General features: G+C 44.5%; 16 protein-coding genes. 6 read left to right on the forward strand and 10 right to left on the reverse strand.

Annotation, left to right across the window (positions count from 1 at the left end; all coding sequences use genetic code 11):
* Positions 1-21 precede the first annotated feature (21 nt).
* Both P5V12_RS15550 and P5V12_RS15555 read right to left on the reverse strand, forming a co-directional pair.
* Positions 22-600, reverse strand: a complete 579-nt coding sequence (locus tag P5V12_RS15550; RefSeq protein ID WP_316954001.1) for a NapC/NirT family cytochrome c — start codon at positions 598-600, stop codon at positions 22-24.
* A 63-nt stretch (positions 601-663) separates the two neighbouring features.
* Entirely contained in the window at positions 664-2115 is a 1452-nt protein-coding gene (locus P5V12_RS15555) for a multiheme c-type cytochrome (protein ID WP_316954002.1), read from the reverse strand.
* 507 nt (positions 2116-2622) lie between these two features.
* On the opposite strand from P5V12_RS15555, the gene P5V12_RS15560 reads away from it, so the two are divergent.
* Positions 2623-3600, forward strand: coding sequence for an aldo/keto reductase (locus P5V12_RS15560; protein WP_316954003.1), 978 nt, complete (start codon positions 2623-2625; stop codon positions 3598-3600).
* A gap of 26 nt (positions 3601-3626) precedes the next feature.
* On the opposite strand, the gene P5V12_RS15565 is transcribed toward P5V12_RS15560, so the two are convergent.
* The 4 genes from P5V12_RS15565 to P5V12_RS15580 form a co-directional block, all read right to left on the reverse strand.
* A complete protein-coding gene (locus P5V12_RS15565) occupies positions 3627-4043 on the reverse strand; it encodes a DUF4405 domain-containing protein (RefSeq protein ID WP_316954004.1) in 417 nt (138 codons plus the stop codon).
* 124 nt (positions 4044-4167) lie between these two features.
* Positions 4168-4404 carry a DUF5062 family protein gene (locus P5V12_RS15570; RefSeq protein WP_316954005.1) on the reverse strand — a complete coding sequence of 79 codons (237 nt, stop codon included), beginning with the start codon at positions 4402-4404 and terminating at the stop codon, positions 4168-4170.
* A 321-nt stretch (positions 4405-4725) separates the two neighbouring features.
* Positions 4726-6135, reverse strand: coding sequence for a dihydrolipoyl dehydrogenase (locus P5V12_RS15575; protein WP_316954006.1), 1410 nt, complete (start codon positions 6133-6135; stop codon positions 4726-4728).
* A 20-nt stretch (positions 6136-6155) separates the two neighbouring features.
* Positions 6156-6443: a glutaredoxin family protein gene (locus tag P5V12_RS15580; RefSeq protein WP_316954007.1), complete on the reverse strand. Its 288-nt coding sequence runs from the start codon at positions 6441-6443 to the stop codon at positions 6156-6158.
* Positions 6444-6579: 136 nt separating this feature from the next.
* Between P5V12_RS15580 and P5V12_RS15585 the strand changes: the two genes are divergently transcribed.
* From P5V12_RS15585 to P5V12_RS15600, 4 genes are all read left to right on the forward strand, one after another.
* Positions 6580-7536: an AraC family transcriptional regulator gene (locus P5V12_RS15585; RefSeq protein ID WP_316954008.1), complete on the forward strand. Its 957-nt coding sequence runs from the start codon at positions 6580-6582 to the stop codon at positions 7534-7536.
* Between the two features lie 133 nt (positions 7537-7669).
* Positions 7670-9457 carry a hypothetical protein gene (locus P5V12_RS15590; protein WP_316954009.1) on the forward strand — a complete coding sequence of 596 codons (1788 nt, stop codon included), beginning with the start codon at positions 7670-7672 and terminating at the stop codon, positions 9455-9457.
* A gap of 1082 nt (positions 9458-10539) precedes the next feature.
* Positions 10540-11259, forward strand: a complete 720-nt coding sequence (locus P5V12_RS15595) for a sterol desaturase family protein (protein ID WP_316954010.1) — start codon at positions 10540-10542, stop codon at positions 11257-11259.
* A gap of 128 nt (positions 11260-11387) precedes the next feature.
* On the forward strand, positions 11388-12224 hold the full coding sequence (locus P5V12_RS15600) for a hypothetical protein (protein ID WP_316954011.1): 837 nt from the start codon (positions 11388-11390) through the stop codon (positions 12222-12224).
* A 15-nt stretch (positions 12225-12239) separates the two neighbouring features.
* Here the strand turns inward: P5V12_RS15600 and P5V12_RS15605 are convergent, their stop codons facing one another.
* The gene (locus P5V12_RS15605) at positions 12240-12647 is read right to left on the reverse strand and encodes a helix-turn-helix transcriptional regulator (protein ID WP_316954012.1); all 408 of its coding nucleotides are present in this window, start codon (positions 12645-12647) and stop codon (positions 12240-12242) included.
* Positions 12648-13213: 566 nt separating this feature from the next.
* Between P5V12_RS15605 and P5V12_RS15610 the strand changes: the two genes are divergently transcribed.
* Complete coding sequence (locus P5V12_RS15610) at positions 13214-14110, forward strand: hypothetical protein (RefSeq protein WP_316954013.1); 897 nt, start codon at positions 13214-13216, stop codon at positions 14108-14110.
* Between the two features lie 147 nt (positions 14111-14257).
* Here P5V12_RS15610 and P5V12_RS15615 read toward each other — a convergent pair whose 3' ends face one another.
* From P5V12_RS15615 to P5V12_RS15625, 3 genes are all read right to left on the reverse strand, one after another.
* The gene (locus P5V12_RS15615) at positions 14258-14602 is read right to left on the reverse strand and encodes a hypothetical protein (RefSeq protein WP_316954014.1); all 345 of its coding nucleotides are present in this window, start codon (positions 14600-14602) and stop codon (positions 14258-14260) included.
* Between the two features lie 289 nt (positions 14603-14891).
* The gene (gene nifJ / locus P5V12_RS15620; RefSeq protein WP_316954015.1) at positions 14892-18473 is read right to left on the reverse strand and encodes a pyruvate:ferredoxin (flavodoxin) oxidoreductase; all 3582 of its coding nucleotides are present in this window, start codon (positions 18471-18473) and stop codon (positions 14892-14894) included.
* Between the two features lie 96 nt (positions 18474-18569).
* Positions 18570-20210 (reverse strand): NAD(P)-binding protein, encoded by a 1641-nt coding sequence (locus P5V12_RS15625; RefSeq protein ID WP_316954016.1) that lies wholly within the window; start codon positions 20208-20210, stop codon positions 18570-18572.
* Positions 20211-20374: the final 164 nt, after the last annotated feature.

A 20374-nucleotide genomic window follows, 5' to 3' on the forward strand; every position in this document is an offset into this window, starting at 1 on the left:
AAAAATAGAAGAGAGTAACCGCTAGCGAATAGCTGGTTTTTTGTGTGCGACCCCCATATGGCAATCGACACAGGTTTCATCGTCTTTTTTCCATTGTTCAGGGTCATGATGATTTCGCGCTCTGGCGCTTTGACGCTCGGTATCCCACCCCTCTGGGTTATGGCAATTCTTACACTCCTGCGAATCGCGCGCTTTCATGATTTCGTGCGTTACCTCAGCCTGATGTACTCGTAACTCCTCAAAGTTTTCCAGATTCACTTTACCCATAAGCATGTGATAAACATCTTTTGTAGCGCGAATTTTGGTCCACATTTTTGGCAAAAATTCTTTTGGCACATGGCAGTCTGCACAATCGGCCTGAACACCCGTTGCATTACTGAAGTGAATTGACTGCTGATACTCTTCGACAATAGTGTCCATACCAACATGACAGCTGTAACAAAACTCGTTGGCATTCGTCGCATGCATGCTGACTTGAAAACCGCCTAACGCCAAAACACCGACACCAACAGCCAAAAAGCCACCTAAAGGAATACCAAACAACCATTTCTTTTTGCTTGGAAGCCACAGCTTTCGCCAGAACGTTTTTTCTTTTTCCATATGAAGCCTCTTTGTCAGGGGCTTAGAGGCTGGATAAACAGCCTCTTTAGCCTAATGGCAGGTTTACTTAGATTCATTGGCATAACGTTTTTGGAACTCAGCTTGCGCTTTTTTCCGCGCGGCTTTTACTTCTGCCGGCTCCTTCCCGCTAAACCACTGATGCTCTGGGCTTTCCAATATTCCCGCAAGTACTTTCTTCAAGGTTTCGGCTTCTTTGGTTTTACCATTGTGCTCAGCTTTCTCGATGTACTCGTTATATTCAGGAATGAGTTCCATGTAGAAGCGTTCAGCCACTTCATACAAACCATGCCACTGAACATAATCCGGAGCCATCATCGCCGCACCATGACGCGCACGACGACCTTCGTGATGCCACAAGTAGAACCAGGTCCATTCAATTTTTTCATCAAAGGCGATATCCGTCATCAAGCCCTGCGCTTTCAACGTATCCATCATCAGTTTGCCAGGTTTGGCAAACTTATTGTTGTAAAGCTCAACCAAGCTATCGAACTGCATGTAAAAGCTTTCAACCATAGAGCTGCTATGGCACGCCTGACATACCGCTTCCATATCCTTACGACGATCTTCCCAGCTTTTCACTTTCTTGCCCTGTTTCAACGCTTTCGCATCGATTTTTTCAGAAATAGCCGGACGCAAAGTCCAGGAAATACGGTCGCCCACATCATGAGTAATCGGTAAGGTATCTGTGGCAGACATATGACATGTCGCGCAGGTAGGCGCTTCGTCATAATCCTCGCCTACAACCCATTTAGATGAATCCAGATTCATACGATCTACATTGGCGTAGAAGTTAATGCCGTGTTTGGATTCTTCATAAATTTCTTTTTGCGGATGGTCAGGGCCAAGGTGACATTTACCACAAGCTTCAGGACGACGCGCCTGAACCATAGAAAACTCATGACGTTGGTGACACGCAGTACACGCACCACGAGAACCATCCGGGTTAATACGCCCAATACCGGTGTTCGGCCAGGTAGTTGGGTCGAGGTCACCATTCTCAAGTACTTTGACTTCAGAGCCGTGGCACTGCCAACAACCATTAACCGCAGCAGGTGATTCACCATTCAATGTAAGTGCTCCCTGCACAACCTCAGCTAACATATTGTCCAGTGAACCGATAATCTCGCCACCTTTTGCATGGTGGGATTTGGTAAATTCGTCTACCTCTGCCTTATGGCAGTTCGCACAATCTTTTGGCGAGACGATCACGGCAATAGTATGCCCTTCATGCTGAATCGCGTCAGGATCCGTTTTTTCCGCAGCGTGACACTCGTAACAACCGACATTAGCCCCAAAGTGTTTGGAGCGCCCCCATTGGTTATACAAGCTCGGGTGCTCTTTCTTATGACAAGCCGCACACTCCTGACTTTGCTCACTCAAGTTTTTGAACGGTTTTAACATCAACGCTTTGGATTCACTATATCCAACGTTCGAAATGAGTAGCAGCGCGAGAGCAGGCAGAAACAACTTGACGAAAATTTTTATTGTTTTCATATGCAACATCCTATCCCAAGGAAAGAAGAACGAGAGAAATGCTTCTTCGACATCTGGAGAATTAAAGCAGAACCAATTTTAATTTCTAGTTCAATTCCCGACCTGGATCAAAAAAATATCCCTTAAAAATCAGTGTTTTTTTTAAAAATACAGCCTATTTTTTTGCAATACCCATTTGGTGGTATTCGCTTGACTACTAGTAAGTAAAAAAAGAATTCAAAAAAAACCGGCGCAAAAGAGAGCTAAAATCACAAACAAAGAACTGTGCGCCAAAATAATTACAATTGAGCCACAATATTCAAACAATTCAAAAATAACTAAAACTTCTGTGGCACGACATTTCAAACATACTCTCACCTAGCGTTAGCCCGAAATTGGGTAAACTTGGACAGGAAAACTCATTAAACAATAAGAACAAATGCCATTTAGTAATAATTCTCACATGAAGACTTATTGTTTTCTTACATTCTGAACTAAGACTCAAAACAACAATAAAGAGATACAACTATGCGTTATCGAACTCTTGGGAAAACCAACCTAAAGGTCAGCGAAATAGGATTTGGCGGTTGGCAAATTTCCGGCGACTGGGGAAATATTCACGACGACAGCACTCAAGTCGTCGAAGCCGCAATTGATGCGGGCATCAACCTTTTTGATTCCGCTTATGTATACGGGGACGGCGAGAGCGAACGCGCCCTAGGCAAAGCCTTAAAACCGCACCGAGATAACGTAATCATCACCAGTAAAATCCCGCCAAAAAACTTCAGGTGGGATGTCAAAGCTCATCACAAGGTCAGCGACTTCTACGACAAAAAATGGATTATTGAAGCCACTGAACGCAGTTTAAAAAACTTTGGAGTGGAATATATTGATGTGCAAATGCTCCATACCTGGAACGATATTTTTGTCGAGCAAGATGAATGGTATACGGCGGTTGAGCAACTCAAGCAAGATGGCAAAATTCGCCACTTAGGCGTTTCGATTAAAAGCTGGGAGTTTGACCAGGGCATTGCTGGTATGGCAAACGGTATGCTTGAGGTCATTCAAGTGCTGTACAACATCTTCGAACAACGGCCAGCGGAAAAACTATTTCCTGCAGCACTAGAACATAATGTTGGACTGATAACCCGGGTTCCTTTCGACGAAGGTCTGCTGACGGGAAATTACTTACCCGGCCACATATTTGCCGATAACGACTGGCGCAAAAACTGGTTAACGGAAGAGAGGCTACAAGAGGCCGCACCGAGAATAGAGGAGCTGAAAAAACTGCTCGATCAGGATACGCCCAACCTCTCGGATCTGGCCATCAAGTTCTGCCTTGCAGATCCAGCAGTTTCTTGCACCATCGCTGGCGCGAGAAGAATTGAGCATGTTCAACGTAATGCCGCCGTCGCGGCACAACCAGCATTAAGCCAATCAACCATAGATGCGCTGGCAAACCAGGCGTGGCCGCATAATTGGCACTATGACGGTGATAACGACTAGTCACTAATCATAGCGAGCAACGCCATTTAACGATGATGGCGTTGTTCCCAATGCGTTCCTCCCCCGCCTCCACGCCCACCGCCTTGGCCACCACCTACACCATATTCAACAACCGAAAACAGCGGCGCAAATACCAGCAATAGAATAATAATCGCGACGATAGCCAACAACCATGTTCTACGTGCAGTACCGCCATTTTTACCAACCAGGGCGGAGCGAATAAATTTAGTGTGTAAAAACAAATGGAGACACAAGACCGCAAGAAAGATCGCGGCAATGTAAAAGTGCACATCACCCCAACCGTGACGACTTAGACTCCATATCATGTCTTGACCACTGCCGGGCGGCAAGACGTATTTCATTAACAGACCAGTGGAAATAAGCAGCAAAAAGCCTAGGAATAAAATGAGATCGGTAAATTTGATTAACTGCGATTTGTTCATAGCCCCCTCCCCGTGCATCGAACCGCTTAGGGTGTCTTTTAATCTTATAAAACAAAGGGGCTTTTCGCGAGCGACTTTACATTTCTATACAAACAGCCAGGAAGACTAAGTGCAAGTAACTGTACTACGGTTGTTTTGAGGCCCAAATTGCCAACTTATGCCGCATTGACTGCTGAGAGACCTGCTCTTCTGGCAAAGGTTGAATAAGCTTATCGTGCACCAGAAGTCGATAGATATACTCAATTTTTTCGCTCGCAGAATCCGTTGCCTCGAACTGTACAGCACCTCTTACTTCACCATATTTTGTGCCTAGCGTGATTGCCTTTTTGATCAACTCTTTTTCGTTTTTTATTTTTTTCATGCACGTGCCTGTAATAATGAAAAAGTTGATATCCAGTGTAAAGTGTAGACCAGTGTCCAAGTATTGATTCTACACAAAGGTCTACCGGTAAAACGCAGGATAGCATTTACAAAACACATTTATCGGGCTTACTGTCGCCTCGGCGCAGCGCAGACACACGAGGGAGAACCACATCTTTAATTTTTTTACTGAGAAATACTTTCCATACATAAAAACAACAAACGGGACACAATATGTCTGCCCTACTGAAAACATCGAGCCTCATCGCTTCCGAATAACGTCTCGTATTGACTTATCATTAGGGCATACTCGCAACGTGCATTAGTTTTGTAAATTCCGATTCAAATCAGACAAGGCTGTACGCACGCCTTCTTCAACAACCGGATGGTAAAAAGGCATTGCCAGCATATCTTTAACAGTGAGCCCGGATTGCACCGACCAAGCCAGGAGGTGAGCGATATGTTCAGCCGACGGACCGAACATTTCGGCTCCCAAAAACTTTCCGGACTGACGCTCAGCATAAACCTTCAATATACCCTTGTTTTTTAGCATTACCCGGCTTCTTCCCTGGCCTTCAAAACTCACCGTACCGACAGCATACCCATTACCATATTGCTTCTCGATATCAGGCAGGCTCAAACCAATGTTAGCGATCTGAGGATCAGTAAAAACCACCGCCAGCGGAGCCCGGCGCATACCCGCAACAACAGCCGAAGGGTCGGATAACGAAGCTGCAGCATTTTGACCGGCAATTCGGCCATCATCGGCCGCCTCATGTAACAACGTCATATCACTATTGGCATCACCAGCCAGAAATATGTGGGGAAGGCTGGTTTCCAAAGTCCCTGTGTCATAAACCAAACCACCACGCTCACCCCATTTGAGATCCGTATTTTCCAAGCCAAGACCATCCACATTCGCCTTTCTTCCTGTGGCGGCCAACAGGTAATCAAATATTTCTGTTTTTTCCTCTCCTTGTTTCCCTCTGTAAGCTATTTCAACTGCACCCTCTAATTTGCGCACGGCTGATACCTGTGCCTGGGTATCCAGATAGAACTCCTGATTAAAGGTTTTTTCAGCGTAAGCACGAATTTCCGAGTCGTGTATTGTTGCCAATGAGCCGCTACGGCCAAACACTTTAACCTGTACACCTAAACGACTTAACGCCTGCCCCAACTCCAAACCGATAACACCCGGCCCGAACACCGCGATAGATTTAGGCAAGTCAGGGAGTTCAAAAATAGAATCATTAGTTAGCAATCGTTCACCCGCTTCCGCCAGGATTGCAGGAAAAACAGGGCGGGAACCAGTAGCGATAATAATACGTTTTGCCTTAACTTCTGTGTGGTCGCCAACCATTAAGGTGTGGTTATCTTTGAATTTTGCCATCCCCCAGATCTTGTGTGCCTCATCAAACTCTTCAACAGATTGCAAAACGAAGCCGACAAAGCGGTCTCGCTCCCTCTGTACTCGCGCCATGATTTCTGCACCTTTGACCTTAACACCGCTGACAGCAATACCAAAGCCATCAGCATGGTTAGCGTTATGTGCCGACTCCGCAGCTGCGATCAACAACTTGCTGGGCATACACCCCACTCTGGCGCATGTCGTTCCGTAATTTCCACCTTCAATCAGCGCGATGCGATTGGTGTGCTTTTTCACTTCGCGGTATGCAACCATACCAGCAGTGCCTGTTCCAATAATGGCGACATCAACGTCAGCGTATTTCACGGTGTTCTCCTTACTCGACTTTAGGCGCTTTGCGCAGGGGTGGATTCCAACTGGCGGATATAGGCAATAATGTCTGCGGATTCGTACAACCACCGTGCTTGTCCATTTGCACGTTCAATACGCAAACAAGGAACCTGCTGCTTACCACCTTCCTGAATCAGGGTCACTCGGTGTTCGCTAGTTTGACGGATATCCCGAAGCTCAACGGCAACTCCAGACTCTCGAATCGCCTTGCGAGTGATAGAACAGTAGGGACAAGCTTGGTAGTGGTATAGAGACAGTGATGTGATGGGGTTGTGTTTGCTCATGGATCTAAACCTATTCAAGTAATCGTATAGCGACTATTATCCAGATCATTGGCGAACAAAAAATGATATTTCACCCGGTTTTATTGTCATTTTGTTCAAGGAATTAGTTTCCTTCTTCACAACAGCAGGTTTAGTCATGCCCCATTCCGATAACTCATCTATCACCCAGGATGCTTTGGCAGATGTTCTGAACACCATCAAACTGAATGCCACGACATATTTCTGTACGGACTTTCACCCCCCCTGGGGAATGGAAATTGCCGGTAGCCATAACGGGGTTTTCCACATAGTAATAGAAGGCCAGGCCTGGTTGAGACAGAGTCCGTCAGATCCATTTATTCATCTCGATACCGGCGATATTGTCGCCTTTCCGACCGGCGGCCCCCACTGGATAAGCGACAAGAAAGACAGCCAGCACTTACCGGGCAATGAAGTAGTTGAACAGGTTCTAAAAGGCGAAACGCCCTTTGATGAAGAATCCGACTTACCGGCAACGCGGCTGCTCTGTGGTTCTTTTAACTACGATACCTCGGTTAAACATCCATTTTTGAAGGATTTACCCTGCTTTATTCACATCAAAGCGGCAGAAACAGATAAACACCACTGGCTGAAGTGCCTGATAGGGGAGTTAGCATACGAATCACGAACGCCGTCCCCAGGCTCATCGGTTATGGTTAGCCGGTTAACCGAAATGCTGTTTATTCAACTGATCCGAGCCTATATTAGCCAGTCTCCAGATAAACTCTGCTACATGATGGCCCTGGCAGATAAACAAATCGGGGCGGCCCTCAACCTGATTCACGGCGAGGAGCAGGCCTATTTATCAGTCGAAAAACTCAGTGAAGCCGTGGCGATGTCACGCACCTCTTTCACAGAAAAGTTTACCCGCTTAGTGGGTAACGCCCCCAAAAGCTACCTGATCAATAACCGAATGATGAAAGCCAAGCACCACCTAACATCGACTCTGCTTACCACTATCGAAATTGCCGAGTTGGCGGGCTACAGCTCGGAGGCCGCTTTCAGCAAAGCCTTCAAACAGTTTTTTGGTTTAACACCAGGGCAGGCTCGAAAAGGACGTGATGGCGCCAGCTAAAGTGGCACACCATTTCTGTCACCCCTATCCAGTCACCGTTTTTTCGTTATTCCCGGTTACAATGGACGCCACATATCGATGCGCTTGAACAAATCGGTCGTATTTACGGCCGCTCACGGAGGATTTTGATCCCATGATTTGCAAACGACTCACTGTCAAACTATTCGTTATCCTGCTTTCCACACTATTGTTCTCCTGCGGCCAGGGAGACGCTGCCTATTCAGGAAATAGTCCAAAAACAGGCGAAAAAACGTTTAACCCCACTACGCCCAAAGAAAAACTGCCGCTATCTACACAGGTAACACTGGTTGCAGACAAAGACATTATCCCGCAAAAAGAAGAGCTGGTTACTTTTGGTTTACCTCTAAAACAAGGAGTGGTCTGGAACACCCAAGACATACAAATAATGAACGGTGAAATAGAAATGCCCGCCTATGTTGAACCCGGCTTACGCTGGCATTGGGCAGATAACTCACTCCGTTCGGTGACCATTCAGCTAGACAAAATCGATATGACTCAAGGCCCAGTGATAGTGACCATCACCAATACCGGGCAAAAACTATACGAGCAACAGGCAAAACGCCCGCATCTTGACGGCTGGGTTAGTGCGGGAAAAGACAAAGCCGATATGCAGTACCCTCGCATATTTGCACTGCATAATCCAACGTACCTGGCAGAAAGCCATTTGGTGCCGCCCTATTTAGCTGCCCACATGGGCGATGACTACGATCAATATGCCTTCGACCAACACCAGCTCTGGAGCGGCAACCTGAATTTTTCCGAATCCGCCAGTGCCAACTGGTTATTTGATCGTTCATCTTCGTACTTCAAACTGTACATGTCATCTGGCCGGGTAGAATTTTTGAAAGAGGCCATTCTATCCAAGCAGTATTATTTTCAGTTTGTACGTAATGACGGCACCCGCCCCAAGCAAGCAGGGGGCGACGGCTGCTGGCAGCGTAAGGGCGTCGCCTGCGCAGACGGAAAATACATCGCCCCTCAACAAGCCAAATTGGCCTGGGCGCTGGCTGGCGATAACAGCCAATGGACAGAGAAAATGCTGGTGAACATGGCCAAACAGGCAGATCTGGGATGGAACCAATATACCTGCTCTGCAGATTCTATCCGCAACGAAAGCTTTGGCTTCACCGAGCGCAGCTGTGGGTTGACCGGTCTAAGCCATATTGCGGTATATGAGATGACCGGCGATAAAGGCGTACTAAAAACGCTGAATAATATTATCCACTACCTGAAAATGGTTCAGCAAAATACCTTTGAATGGGACAAAGCTTATGGCTGGCTTCCCAAAAGCGGTGCATTTACCCATGATGTTGAAGTCCACGAAGGAGACGAGCGCGCATCATCCGCGCCCAAGGGTGATACCAATGCGCAAGGTTTTTCGCCCTGGATGAGCGAAAACATCGCCGACTTTTTATGGCAGACCTATTGGATTACGGGCCGAGAGGATATTCCGGAAATGCTTAGGCAATTGGGAAATGCGATTGAAAACTACGGTTTTACGAGCAACTACGACCCCAACACAAAACAACATATCCGGGACCCGGCTTTTACCGGCATGTATCGAACCAAATCCTGTAACAGAGAAAAAGAAAGCTCTGAGCAGCTCTATTTTGCCAGCGCCTATGCAGACGCAAAAGCCCGCGCACAAGACGACTGGTGGCCCTGGTATACAGACACGCACAACATTGAGATTGTGCTGCCCCTCTCCGCCGCATACTACTTTGAGAATGACGCTCAACGTAAGGAAAAGTTACAAGCCCGTATTGATAAGCTCATCTACGGCTGGGTAAACCCCAAGTGTGCCAAAATCAGCTCAACACCAAGGCTCTTTAACTGGCAACACAGATCAAATGCAATTAGAACTTGGGACTGGGTTAAATCCCACAAAGAACAACCGTAGCAGCAAAAAAAAGGCCGCCGAAAATAAAGCGGCCTTTTTAATTCTCCCAAGGCAAGCAAAACCAAAGAACGCCAACAGGAAAAACATCATCAAATAGAAAAGTATTAGATACTGAATGAATAGCACAAACCCATGTTTTTTTGTTTTCTAAAACCAAAAAAGGCATTTAGACAAAACATCTAAAAACCGTAACCTCAAGCGAAAAACGTTCTCATTAAAAAACAGAAAAACACCCATTAGACGCAACAAAACACTCAAATATAAGACCATAAAACCTTAACTTCATTTATTCCTTTAATACCAAAGCCTTAACCGAATCTAGATCAAATACTATTTTTTGGGTTTATATATAATACTCATCTCTAGTAAATACCTATTTACTTCCACGCTTTCACTCACGCTCTAAACGAGGGAATGCTCCCATGTCGCATTTATATATACTATCGAGATTCGTTTTAATTATTTCAGCCATAGCTTTCTTTTCCTGTGAAGATTCGTCAAAAAATTCGCAAAAAGAAAGTAAAGCCGAGCAATTCAACTCACAGACAATGGATCGCTCAGAAGAGCTTATCGCAAATGCGTTTTAACCATCTGAGATAGAATTCGATAACTACCGACTCATAGCAAAGCTGTATTCAAAAAAAGCAAATGAATGAGTGCAGCTTTTAATTCTAAAAAAATAACACATCAAGAACGTTAAACAAATCTGTAAGTCCATTCACACGAACTCGGCACAACCCGCTTAACAACCACAACACGCACAAAAAAACTTCCCCAACACAAATATTCCCCTATAAAAATTTGGGTATTTTAAAAACCGTAAATCACTCCCCCTCCACATACCACAATACGCCAAGCTACTAAGCCGAAACGCAAAAAATGGCACGATAAAAAACAAAAAAAACAGCGCCAGGCGACATTCCACAAAACAACCTACTATTGACAAGAGCAACGTATATTCGCCCCTTTGATCTAAGATAGGCGAGCGCCAACAATTCGTTCGCCGCATGCTAAATAACGATGATAAATGCGGTCAGGACACTTAAGCGCCACATCAAACTAACGAAAAAAGGGTTATAAATATGCTTTACACTATCGCTTGCTGCCAAATTGGTATCTTTGCTTTATTCTATTTTTTAGAGATATCTTATCCCGCAACACATCGCCCAGCACCAAAGCATTTCAATTACTGGTGGGCCGCATTAAATATTTTCTCCATCTTCTGGACTCAGCTGGCACTTTATGCCTGGATAGATATAGACGCCATCGGATACGGGCCAGATGGGCATCCAGCTCTATTAGGCATGGCACTTTACGTGGTTTATTCTTTTATTAATTATTGGGCTCACAGAATAAAACACTCGAACCGGTTTCTTTGGAATACGATACACAAGCTCCACCACTCCCCAAGCAATATGGTCAGTAAACTTGCTTTTTATCGGCATCCGTTCGAAATTCTATTCAATACGCTTGTGATATTTATATTTGGCAAACTACTGTTTAACTTGCCCTATGAAGTCGTCGGAGTTGTTTTGTTAATTGAAGGTAGTTTGGAATGTTTCCACCACTCGAATATTAAAACACCGGAAAAACTACTCTGGATACGTTTCTTTATTCAAACACCGGAAATGCATTTGGTACACCATGAATATGGTAAGCACAGAGCGAACTACGCCCCTTTTTTGTGGGACACCGTCTTCGGAACAGCAGAATTTCCCAGGCATGAGATACAACAACTAGGCTTTAAAAACAGCCATAATGTCACCCCATTCCTCTTTTTCACAAAGACTCTTGACAAATAAAAAGCCCGTTGCGTAACCTTGCTCAAAAATTTGGGCAAGGTACTTTACACCCACCTTATTTTCGCTCTTTGATTTCAGACAAATTAAAGAAAACTCAGGTTGTACAGGACGACTTAGAGAAATTTAAAATGACAATTTCTGCCATACATTCAACATCATCAAGCGCGAAACAGCTAAGCGCTATCGATTTCTCTACGCCATATGAGCTGGACAAGTTACTGCAAAAACAAATAAATGAACAGAGTTCCAGGCGACAACTACACGCCTACCTTGTTGATTATGTGGAACAACAATACAACCATGCTCAAGTGCTGGTTGCCAAGGGAACGATAAGCCAGCAACAATTAGACAGCCACAAGCTAAAACACACACCTTCCCGAGCTTATCTGGATAACTTCGCTAACGGCCAGCCAATATGCTTTCGCTATACCAACACCATAGCCAATGCTCTGGATACAGAATATTACCTTACAAACTTTGACCCTGCGGAAGAGTTGCTGAAAACCGTCAATGACAAAACGAGTCCAACGGACTACCTGGCAGAAGAATTATGTGACGACATGAAAACCACAGCCTATTCCAAGCGCGTCTCACCCCATGAACTCGACAATATACTTCGTCATGAAACCAGGGCTTACGCCAACGCATTTTCGTTCAGAAAACTTGAAATGGATATGAAGGACTTTGTAATAGGCCGATATAAACGCCTGAAGTCTGTTTTATTAAAAAAAGGGGTTTCCGAAAACGATATTACTCGCCAAGTAAATTTATATACCCTTTCGGCAAGCCAGATACGAAACTATTCCGAAGGTGCAGATGTCTGCTACAGATACATCAATACACTGGCAAACTTTCACGATTACACATACTGCCTGTGCAACTTCAATCCTTACGAGGAACTGTTAAACGTGCTGGGTATACGCGAAGAAACAACAGGAACATTCACATCGGATTACAGTAATTAAGAAATTAAACAAAGGTTAATCTGTTTTCTTGTCTTGAATGTCGACATTGACAGAGATATTGACACAACCTTTAGTAGACAAAAGGAGGTCTGCCAGCATTGAAAGCTGCTTGCGCTGCTCCTCATCCATAAGATCAATTTTGGTATGAAGCTCACGACTCTCATTAGGGAAGTGAGAGATTCCTTCCAATATAAATTTCACTTCCGCGTTCAACAACGCACACAAATTATAGAGGTTCGCTGAATTCATCGGCGCACCGGCTAACCAGTTATTTAACGTCGTTCTCGAAACTTCCAGGCGTGAAGTAACCTCAGAGTTCGACACCCCAGCGTCAATAAGCGCATGCTTTATACGCTTCCCTCGCTCAGGATCATAGCCTTTCTCACGAGGTAATTCGAAAGTTTCACTATTGTCATTCACCATAGGCTGGCAATCATAAACACTTTAATCCCACAAGACAATTGACGTTTTTCCCTGAAATCCCCCCCCAACCAGCCTGTTACACAGAAATTACACCAAAGCATTAGCGGGATTAAATGTAAACCGTTACTTGTCAAAATAGGGCAATATACTTTACATATGTAAAGCAGCGGTTTACACTCGGTTTACCTCCAGCAACTGATAATGATGGAAACATCATTTATTTGTAGTAGTTCAAAATGTAGGTGTTTTTTACTATTAGGTAAGTGACCAATGAGGGAACCTGACAGTAAGACTTCAGCAAATACACTTAGTTAAAAAAGGGTTTTTGCATCCCAAGAAAATGACCGAAGAAGCCACAAGGTTCACAGACTCTTACACAGTAAAGTTAAAAACAAAAAGTCATGCTTTAAAAATATGGAAAGCAAACAAATAAAAGGAGCCATTGCCTCCCCCTGTTTACTCCCGTATAAGCCAGCATCCCTGGCACATGATTATTAGCAACAATACAGAAGCGATAAACTTTTTTTGTTTACAGGTTTAAGAATTCTACTCAAGAGCATTCAGGTATGTTTGATTCACCGATCGATGAATATGAGTTCAGGTATCTACACCTTGCTACAAAAGCGATTCCCGGCTTTTTAAAAGAGAAAGCCGTCAATATCGTAGGCAAGCCCAGAATCAAAAAACTGGGCAATGACGGTTATTCAATTATTTATAGCCGCGATAAAATCGTCACTCTGGACAAAAACTATTTATCTCTACTGTGGTCGGCAAACTATTGTTTCTATTTACTGTTTAAAAAAGCCGAAGAACACAGAAGAAATAAAAGAGAAGACCTGTCGATCATTAAGGATGAGGATCTGGCAAACGCTCTTATTCTCTATAACACCGCTTATCACAATCTCTCTGGAGATGAACAGATCCCCTGGAGTTTAACCAAATCCGTTTATCCAAACTTAAATAAAGACCACACCTTGGATCGTCTATTTCTTTATTCTATAGCCCATTATCTGATAGACAGCTTGGTAAGCTATTTTGACTTAAATACCCATGACAAGGTCATTAAAAGCATTAGTAAGAGTGGCCTAGTCAAATTTGCATCACAGGATTTTGTCAACAGTGGCGAAAGAGAGTTTGATAAATGCTGTCGAACGATAGGATACATAGTCATTAATCTAATGCGAGACGTTCCAGAGTTTCTAAATAGCAGCATATGCGGAAATAGTTTATCAACAAGCTTGAATAAGTCTTTATCATTTATTGACTCTATTTTCCCAAACACAGCGAATCATTGCTTACATTTCTACATTCACTATCTACTGGAAGCACAAACGGAAGGAAGCATTTCGGTGAAGAATATTCAGAATAAGAATATTACAGATCAGTTAGTTAGCAAGCTTGCCAAAATAAATTCAAATATCTGTTTGCGCGACAGTCATGAGCGGGTAAGGATTATTGTCTAGTTAAACTAAGAAATGGCCATAGCGAAAAAGCGTCATAACTTTCTTAAATTATGACGCATTATATCCCTCATTTCTTTCATTCTAAAAGTTCAAAAATCATACCCAAGGATACTAAGATCTATAACTCAAAGCATACAAAAAGCATTCTTAAATTACTGAATCAAGACGTCTTACCACACGAAAAGTTGTACCACCAACATTTTCACACGGATCCAGATAGCCATATAGTTTCTTCCCAGAATGAAGGGCAGCCAAGGAAGCAGAATACATCTGTTCAAAAGCTGGATGGGATCGTTTTAACAGAAGCCAAGAGTTATTACCACAAACCGGAGCCTTGTCAGTAATATCAGGAGCTAAAGGTTCAAGAACAATAAACACATCACCAGTATCATAATGAATAATTCTTGTAACTTGTCTATCGGCTCCCCAACCGACTGCAGCAGCTGCCGTTTGTGACACAGCTAGAAAAACAACTAAACTTAACCATTTCATACTATTAATACTCCGTTTAATAATCTTATTAATGCTAGCACTACAATAATAACCGATACGACTAGTAACAAAAACTTCCATTACGTTTTATTAACTAGCGTATGAAATCAATAGTTACGAACTATGCTGTACGCTGATACAGAAAGACATTCGATTTACCTCTTAAATGCATTCAATGAATCAGCTCGTTTAGATAACGATTTAAACGATGCTCCATTCGTGACAAAGGCTACATCTTTGTAGCCTTTGTGATTTTTAACTTAATCGTCCATAACTGTAATTTAGTGACCTATGCTCGCGTATCAGGAATAAACTCGGAGGCATCGCGCGTCGCCATTTCCTCATACACCGACCATTTCTGGTTTACCACAATTTGTGCCATTTCCATTAAGCGGCTTGCCTCTTCAGGATTAGACTTCGCCAATGCTCGGTAACGGTTTTCAGCATAAGCGTAATCTTTCACGCTGACTTTTGGTCGTAGTGAATCCAGCATAAATGGATTGCGATGTGCAGTACGCAATTCAGGGTTATAGCGGTAAAGAGGCCAGTAACCAGACTTCACAGCCATCTCCTGCTGCTTCATACCATCTTCCATATTAATGCCGTGCTCAATACAGTGACTGTATGCGATGATCAAGCTTGGGCCGTTATAGGCTTCAGCTTCACGGAAAGCTTGCAGTGTTTGTTGTGGGCTGGCACCCATTGCGATTTTTGCAACATATACGTTGCCATAAGCAATCGCTTGTAGAGCAAGATCTTTTTGCGGTACCACTTTACCACCAGCCGCGAACTTGGCTACAGCACCAATTGGTGTTGCTTTCGAAGCCTGTCCACCGGTATTGGAATAAACTTCTGTATCCATGACCAGAATATTGACATCACGGCCGCTAGCGAGAACATGGTCAACACCACCGTAACCAATATCGTAGGCCCAACCATCCCCACCAACAATCCAGATTGATCGACGAACCAAATGATCAACAACAGAAAGCAGCTCTTTTGCTTTTGGATGACTGGATTGCTCAAGCTGCGCTTTAATCTGTGCAACACGTGAACGCTGCTTACGAATATCGGACTCTAATTGCTGTGGCGCATTGACGGTTGCTTTCACCAGATCTTCGCCAACAACATCCGCCATTTGCTGCAATCGTGTTTGCGCCAAATCCAAGTGCTTATCAGCAGTCAAACGATAACCAAAACCAAATTCAGCATTATCTTCGAATAACGAGTTACACCAAACCGGACCTCGACCTTCGGCGTTTTTAGTCCAGGGCGTTGTCGGCAAGTTACCACCATAAATAGAAGAACAGCCTGTCGCATTCGCAACCATGAGTCGGTCACCAAATAGCTGACTTATTAACTTCAAGTATGGGGTTTCACCACAACCGGAGCAGGCACCAGAAAATTCAAAGAGAGGTTCAAGGAACTGGGCTCCACGTACATTCGAGAAATCCACCCGAGCACGATCCTGATACGGAATTTTTTCAAAGTGAATTAAATTATCTTTTTCCGCCTCCAGATGTTGAGTTTTTTCCGCCATATTAATCGCGAAATGATGCTCATCATTTGGATCCTGAGCAGGACAGGCTTTGACACACAATTGACAACCAGTACAGTCTTCAGGGAACACCTGAATGGTGTAACGGGTTTCAGGGAAACCTCTGGATGTTACATTGGTTGAACGGAACGTTTCTGGCGCACCTTCCAATGCATCCTGATCGTAGAATTTAGCTCGAATAGCAGCATGAGGACACACAATCGAGCAGTTACCACACTGAATACAAAGCTCAGGCTCCCAGATGGGAATTTCGTGCGCAATATTACGTTTTTCCCAACGACTGGTTCCGGTTGGATAAGTACCGTCATCAGGAATTTCACTAACGGGAATAAGGTCGCCCTTACCGGCAAACATTTTCGCCGTAACTTCTTTGGCAAAACCATCAGCCTGATCAAAATAGCCGTAGCCAGTCGCTTCATTTTCTGCAGACACTACGCCAGGTACAGTCACTTGGTGCAGGTGCTCTAATGCCTGATCAATTGCGGCATAGTTACGACGAACCACTTCCTCACCTTTTTTGGCGTAGGATTTTTTCGCCGCAGCTTTAATTTTTTCAATCGCCACATCTTTTGGCATGACGCCAGACAAAGCAAAGAAACAGGTTTGCATAACGGTGTTAATACGACGCCCCATACCAACAGCACGAGCTACTTTGGCCGCGTCAATTACGTAAAACTGAATATCTTTGTCGATAATTTCCTGCTGAACATGGCCAGGAAGCTTGTCCCAGATTTCGTCTACAGGATAAGGGCTATTCAATAAGAACGTCGCACCTTGCTTGGCTCGATCCAGCATTTCAACATATTGGACAAAGTTATATTGGTGACAGGCAATAAAGTTGGCGGACTCAATTAAATACGGTGCGCGAATTGGGTCTGGGCCAAAACGCAAGTGAGAAGTGGTTTGCGAACCCGCTTTTTTCGAGTCATAAACAAAATAACCCTGAGCATAAAAGCCGTCTTCATCACCAATAATTTTGATGCTGTTTTTATTTGCCCCAACCGTTCCGTCAGAACCCAAACCAAAAAACATCGCGCGAACCACATTGTCAGATTCAATGTCAATGCGTTTGGTTACTTCCAGGCTGGTATGACAAACATCATCATTAATACCAATAGTGAAGTTATTTTTAGGTTTAGCTTCGCTTAATTCTTCGAATACGCGGGCAACCATGGACGGAGTAAATTCTTTACTACTTAGACCGTAACGGCCACCAATAACCGTTGGCATCTGCGCGATATCACCGCGAGCAAGTGCTTGCCCCAACTCGGTCACCACATCTTTATACATGGGCTCACCGGAGTTTCCAGGCTCCTTGGTTCTATCCATTACCGCAATTTTCTTCGCAGACTTAGGTAACGCAGCCAGGAAGTGCTCCGCACTAAATGGACGATATAAACGAATTCTTAGAACACCGACGCCTTCGCCTTGCTGGTTAAGATAATCCGCAGTAGTGACCGCAGTTTCTGAACCAGAGCCCATAATAATCATTACTCGCTCAGCGTTAGGGTCACCATAGTATTCAAACAAATCATATTTACGCCCCGTTTCACGTTCGAATTCTTTAAACGTTGCTTCAATATCCTGAATCGCTTTTGGATAGTACTTACTGGCAGACTCCCGAGATTGGAAATAAGTATCCGGGTTCTGAGCCGTACCACGCATAATCGGATTGTCAGGATTAAGCGCACGATTACGATGAGCAAAGACCAACTCATCGTCAATCAATGCACGAATTTGCTCGTCTGACAGAATTTTAATTTTGTTGATTTCGTGGGAAGTTCTGAAGCCATCGAAGAAATGAATAAATGGAACACGGGATTTTAAGGTAGCTGATTGTGCAACCAATGACATGTCATGACATTCTTGCACTGAGGCTGAAGCCAGCATGGCAAAACCCGTCATCCGCACTGCCATCACATCCTGGTGGTCACCAAAAATCGACAAGCCTTGCGTGGCCAACGACCGTGCAGCCACATGGAAAACGGTTGGAGTCAACTCACCCGCTACTTTGTACATATTGGGGATCATTAACATCAAACCCTGCGACGCAGTAAACGTCGTAGTTAGGGCACCAGTTTGTAATGCACCGTGCAAGGCACCAGCAGCGCCCCCTTCACTTTGCATTTCCGCAACCAGAGGAACATTGTCCCATAGGTTTCTAACGCCGCCGCTTGACCACTGATCTGAAAGCTCCGCCATGGGCGTTGATGGAGTGATGGGGTAAATCGCACAGACTTCGTTGGTTCTATAGGCGACGTGAGCGGTAGCTTCACCACCATCAATTGCTTTTTCTATTATCTTCTCTGACATGCTTAATTCTCTAATTAGCTTGTTAGCTGATTAAAATCGTTTTCTGTGTAGTGCGTAATTCACAAGGTCTTAATTGCTTTCTCACCCAAACCCTGCTTATTTTCGCTCCTCCATATGAATCGCGGCAGTTGGACACTGCAAAGTACACGCGCTACACCCGGTACATTTCGAATAGTCGACTTGATAGTACCGCCCTGGCCCGAGCTTAATAATGGCATCTTCAGGGCACGCACCATAACAGCCATCACACTCAAAACAGTTACCACAGGAATAACAGCGAGAAGCTTCATAAACCGCTTCTTTTTCTGTAAGGCTGCCCAGTACTTCTTTAAAAGAGGTATTTCGTTCTTCAGGCGATAACGTCGGCTGCTGCGATACCTGGGCATCGGTGTGATACCAGAGGTGCAATTCATTAAACGGTACAACCGGAGATTTTTCCGCAGGCTGATGAACAGAACCGGATAAAAACGCATGAATATGGCGAGCTGCTTTTTTGCCATGCCCTGTTGCAATCGTCACAGTGCGATCACTCGGAACCATGTCTCCACCAGCAAAAATACCGGCAGCAGCGGTCATCATCTGATGGTCAACCATGACGGTGCCATCGTCTTTGAAATCAATTTCGGGAAAGCTCTTAAGAAGATCAGAGTCAATGTTTTGCCCCAACGCCAGAATCAAAGCATCCGCTTCAAGTAACTCAAATTCTCCAGTTGGCTGAGGGCGTCCATTTTCGTCCAGTTCCATTTTTTCAACTTTGATCTGGTCAACGTCGATTTCTTTAATGGTACGCAGCCAGTTAATTTTCACCCCTTCTTCCAAAGCTTCTTCCGCTTCGAATTTATGGGCAGGCATGTTCTCCATATCTCGACGATAAATAATCAGCGCTTCCTCTGCGCCCAATCGTTTGGCGGTTCGCGCCGCATCCATCGCAGTATTTCCCCCGCCGTACACTGCAACCTTTCGCCCCAATTTTAAATCTTTGCCTTTGCCCACATCCCGGAGGTAATCGACTGCATCCATAATTTTGCCCGCTTCACGAGCAGGGATATCAATTTTTTTACTGATGTGTGCCCCGACCGCAACAAACACTGCGTCAAAACCACCATTGTCTTTTTCCGCACGAAGATCATCAACTTTATGATCAAGGGTAATCTTGACTCCCATATCTTCGATACGTTTGATTTCTGCCGCCAATATATCGCGAGGTAAACGATAAGCAGGAATACCAAAATGCATCATGCCGCCCGCAATTGGTCCAGCATCACGAATTTCAACCTGATGGCCCAAACGACGAAGATGATAAGCAGCAGACAAACCACTTGGCCCAGCACCCACGACAAGGACTCGCTTGCCGGACTCTCTTGCCTGAAACTTGGGTTTCCAGCCTTTCTCAATTGCCAGGTCGCCCAGGAAGCGCTCAACCTGGTGAATACTCACAGCGTTGTCCACGTTCTCCCGGTTACATGAAGACTCACAGGGGTGATAACACACTCGCCCATGTACCGCTGGCATAGCGTTGTTTTCAAGAATAACCTGCCAAGCTTCTTCAAACTCTTGCTTGTAAACCTTATCTAACCAACCTTGAATATTTTCGCCTGCCGGACAAGCGTTATTGCATGGTGGAATATAGTTTTGATATACCGGCTGCCTGCGTGCCGAGGGGCCAGTGCCATCGCTCTTGGTCAGATCTGGAGGAGTGGTTAAATCTCGTACCCCAGAAATACGCTGTTCACCCATACCAAGAAATCCTCATCATTATTTTGGCTAGTGCATGTAAGCACGAATAATTCTCATTTCGCCTTAAATACCGGATTTAATTACAAAATATCTATCCGGGCTGCGCAAAAAACTCGCATCTAAGGCCTGTAAACCAATGGTAAAGGACATTGCCACTACCACTG

This window comes from Teredinibacter sp. KSP-S5-2, assembly GCF_032773895.1.
Taxonomy (GTDB): domain Bacteria; phylum Pseudomonadota; class Gammaproteobacteria; order Pseudomonadales; family Cellvibrionaceae.

Bases quoted from the DNA above. Each gene is read 5' to 3' on its own strand.
- P5V12_RS15615 (WP_316954014.1), bottom strand. From the start codon at position 14,602: ATGAAATGGTTAAGTTTAGTTGTTTTTCTAGCTGTGTCACAAACGGCA.
- P5V12_RS15595 (WP_316954010.1), top strand. From the start codon at position 10,540: ATGCTTTACACTATCGCTTGCTGCCAAATTGGTATCTTTGCTTTATTC.
- P5V12_RS15555 (WP_316954002.1), bottom strand. From the start codon at position 2,115: ATGAAAACAATAAAAATTTTCGTCAAGTTGTTTCTGCCTGCTCTCGCG.
- P5V12_RS15580 (WP_316954007.1), bottom strand. From the start codon at position 6,443: ATGAGCAAACACAACCCCATCACATCACTGTCTCTATACCACTACCAA.
- P5V12_RS15590 (WP_316954009.1), top strand. From the start codon at position 7,670: ATGATTTGCAAACGACTCACTGTCAAACTATTCGTTATCCTGCTTTCC.
- P5V12_RS15570 (WP_316954005.1), bottom strand. From the start codon at position 4,404: ATGAAAAAAATAAAAAACGAAAAAGAGTTGATCAAAAAGGCAATCACG.
- P5V12_RS15610 (WP_316954013.1), top strand. From the start codon at position 13,214: ATGTTTGATTCACCGATCGATGAATATGAGTTCAGGTATCTACACCTT.
- P5V12_RS15585 (WP_316954008.1), top strand. From the start codon at position 6,580: ATGCCCCATTCCGATAACTCATCTATCACCCAGGATGCTTTGGCAGAT.
- P5V12_RS15605 (WP_316954012.1), bottom strand. From the start codon at position 12,647: ATGGTGAATGACAATAGTGAAACTTTCGAATTACCTCGTGAGAAAGGC.
- P5V12_RS15565 (WP_316954004.1), bottom strand. From the start codon at position 4,043: ATGAACAAATCGCAGTTAATCAAATTTACCGATCTCATTTTATTCCTA.
- P5V12_RS15550 (WP_316954001.1), bottom strand. From the start codon at position 600: ATGGAAAAAGAAAAAACGTTCTGGCGAAAGCTGTGGCTTCCAAGCAAA.
- P5V12_RS15560 (WP_316954003.1), top strand. From the start codon at position 2,623: ATGCGTTATCGAACTCTTGGGAAAACCAACCTAAAGGTCAGCGAAATA.
- nifJ (WP_316954015.1), bottom strand. From the start codon at position 18,473: ATGTCAGAGAAGATAATAGAAAAAGCAATTGATGGTGGTGAAGCTACC.
- P5V12_RS15625 (WP_316954016.1), bottom strand. From the start codon at position 20,210: ATGGGTGAACAGCGTATTTCTGGGGTACGAGATTTAACCACTCCTCCA.
- P5V12_RS15600 (WP_316954011.1), top strand. From the start codon at position 11,388: ATGACAATTTCTGCCATACATTCAACATCATCAAGCGCGAAACAGCTA.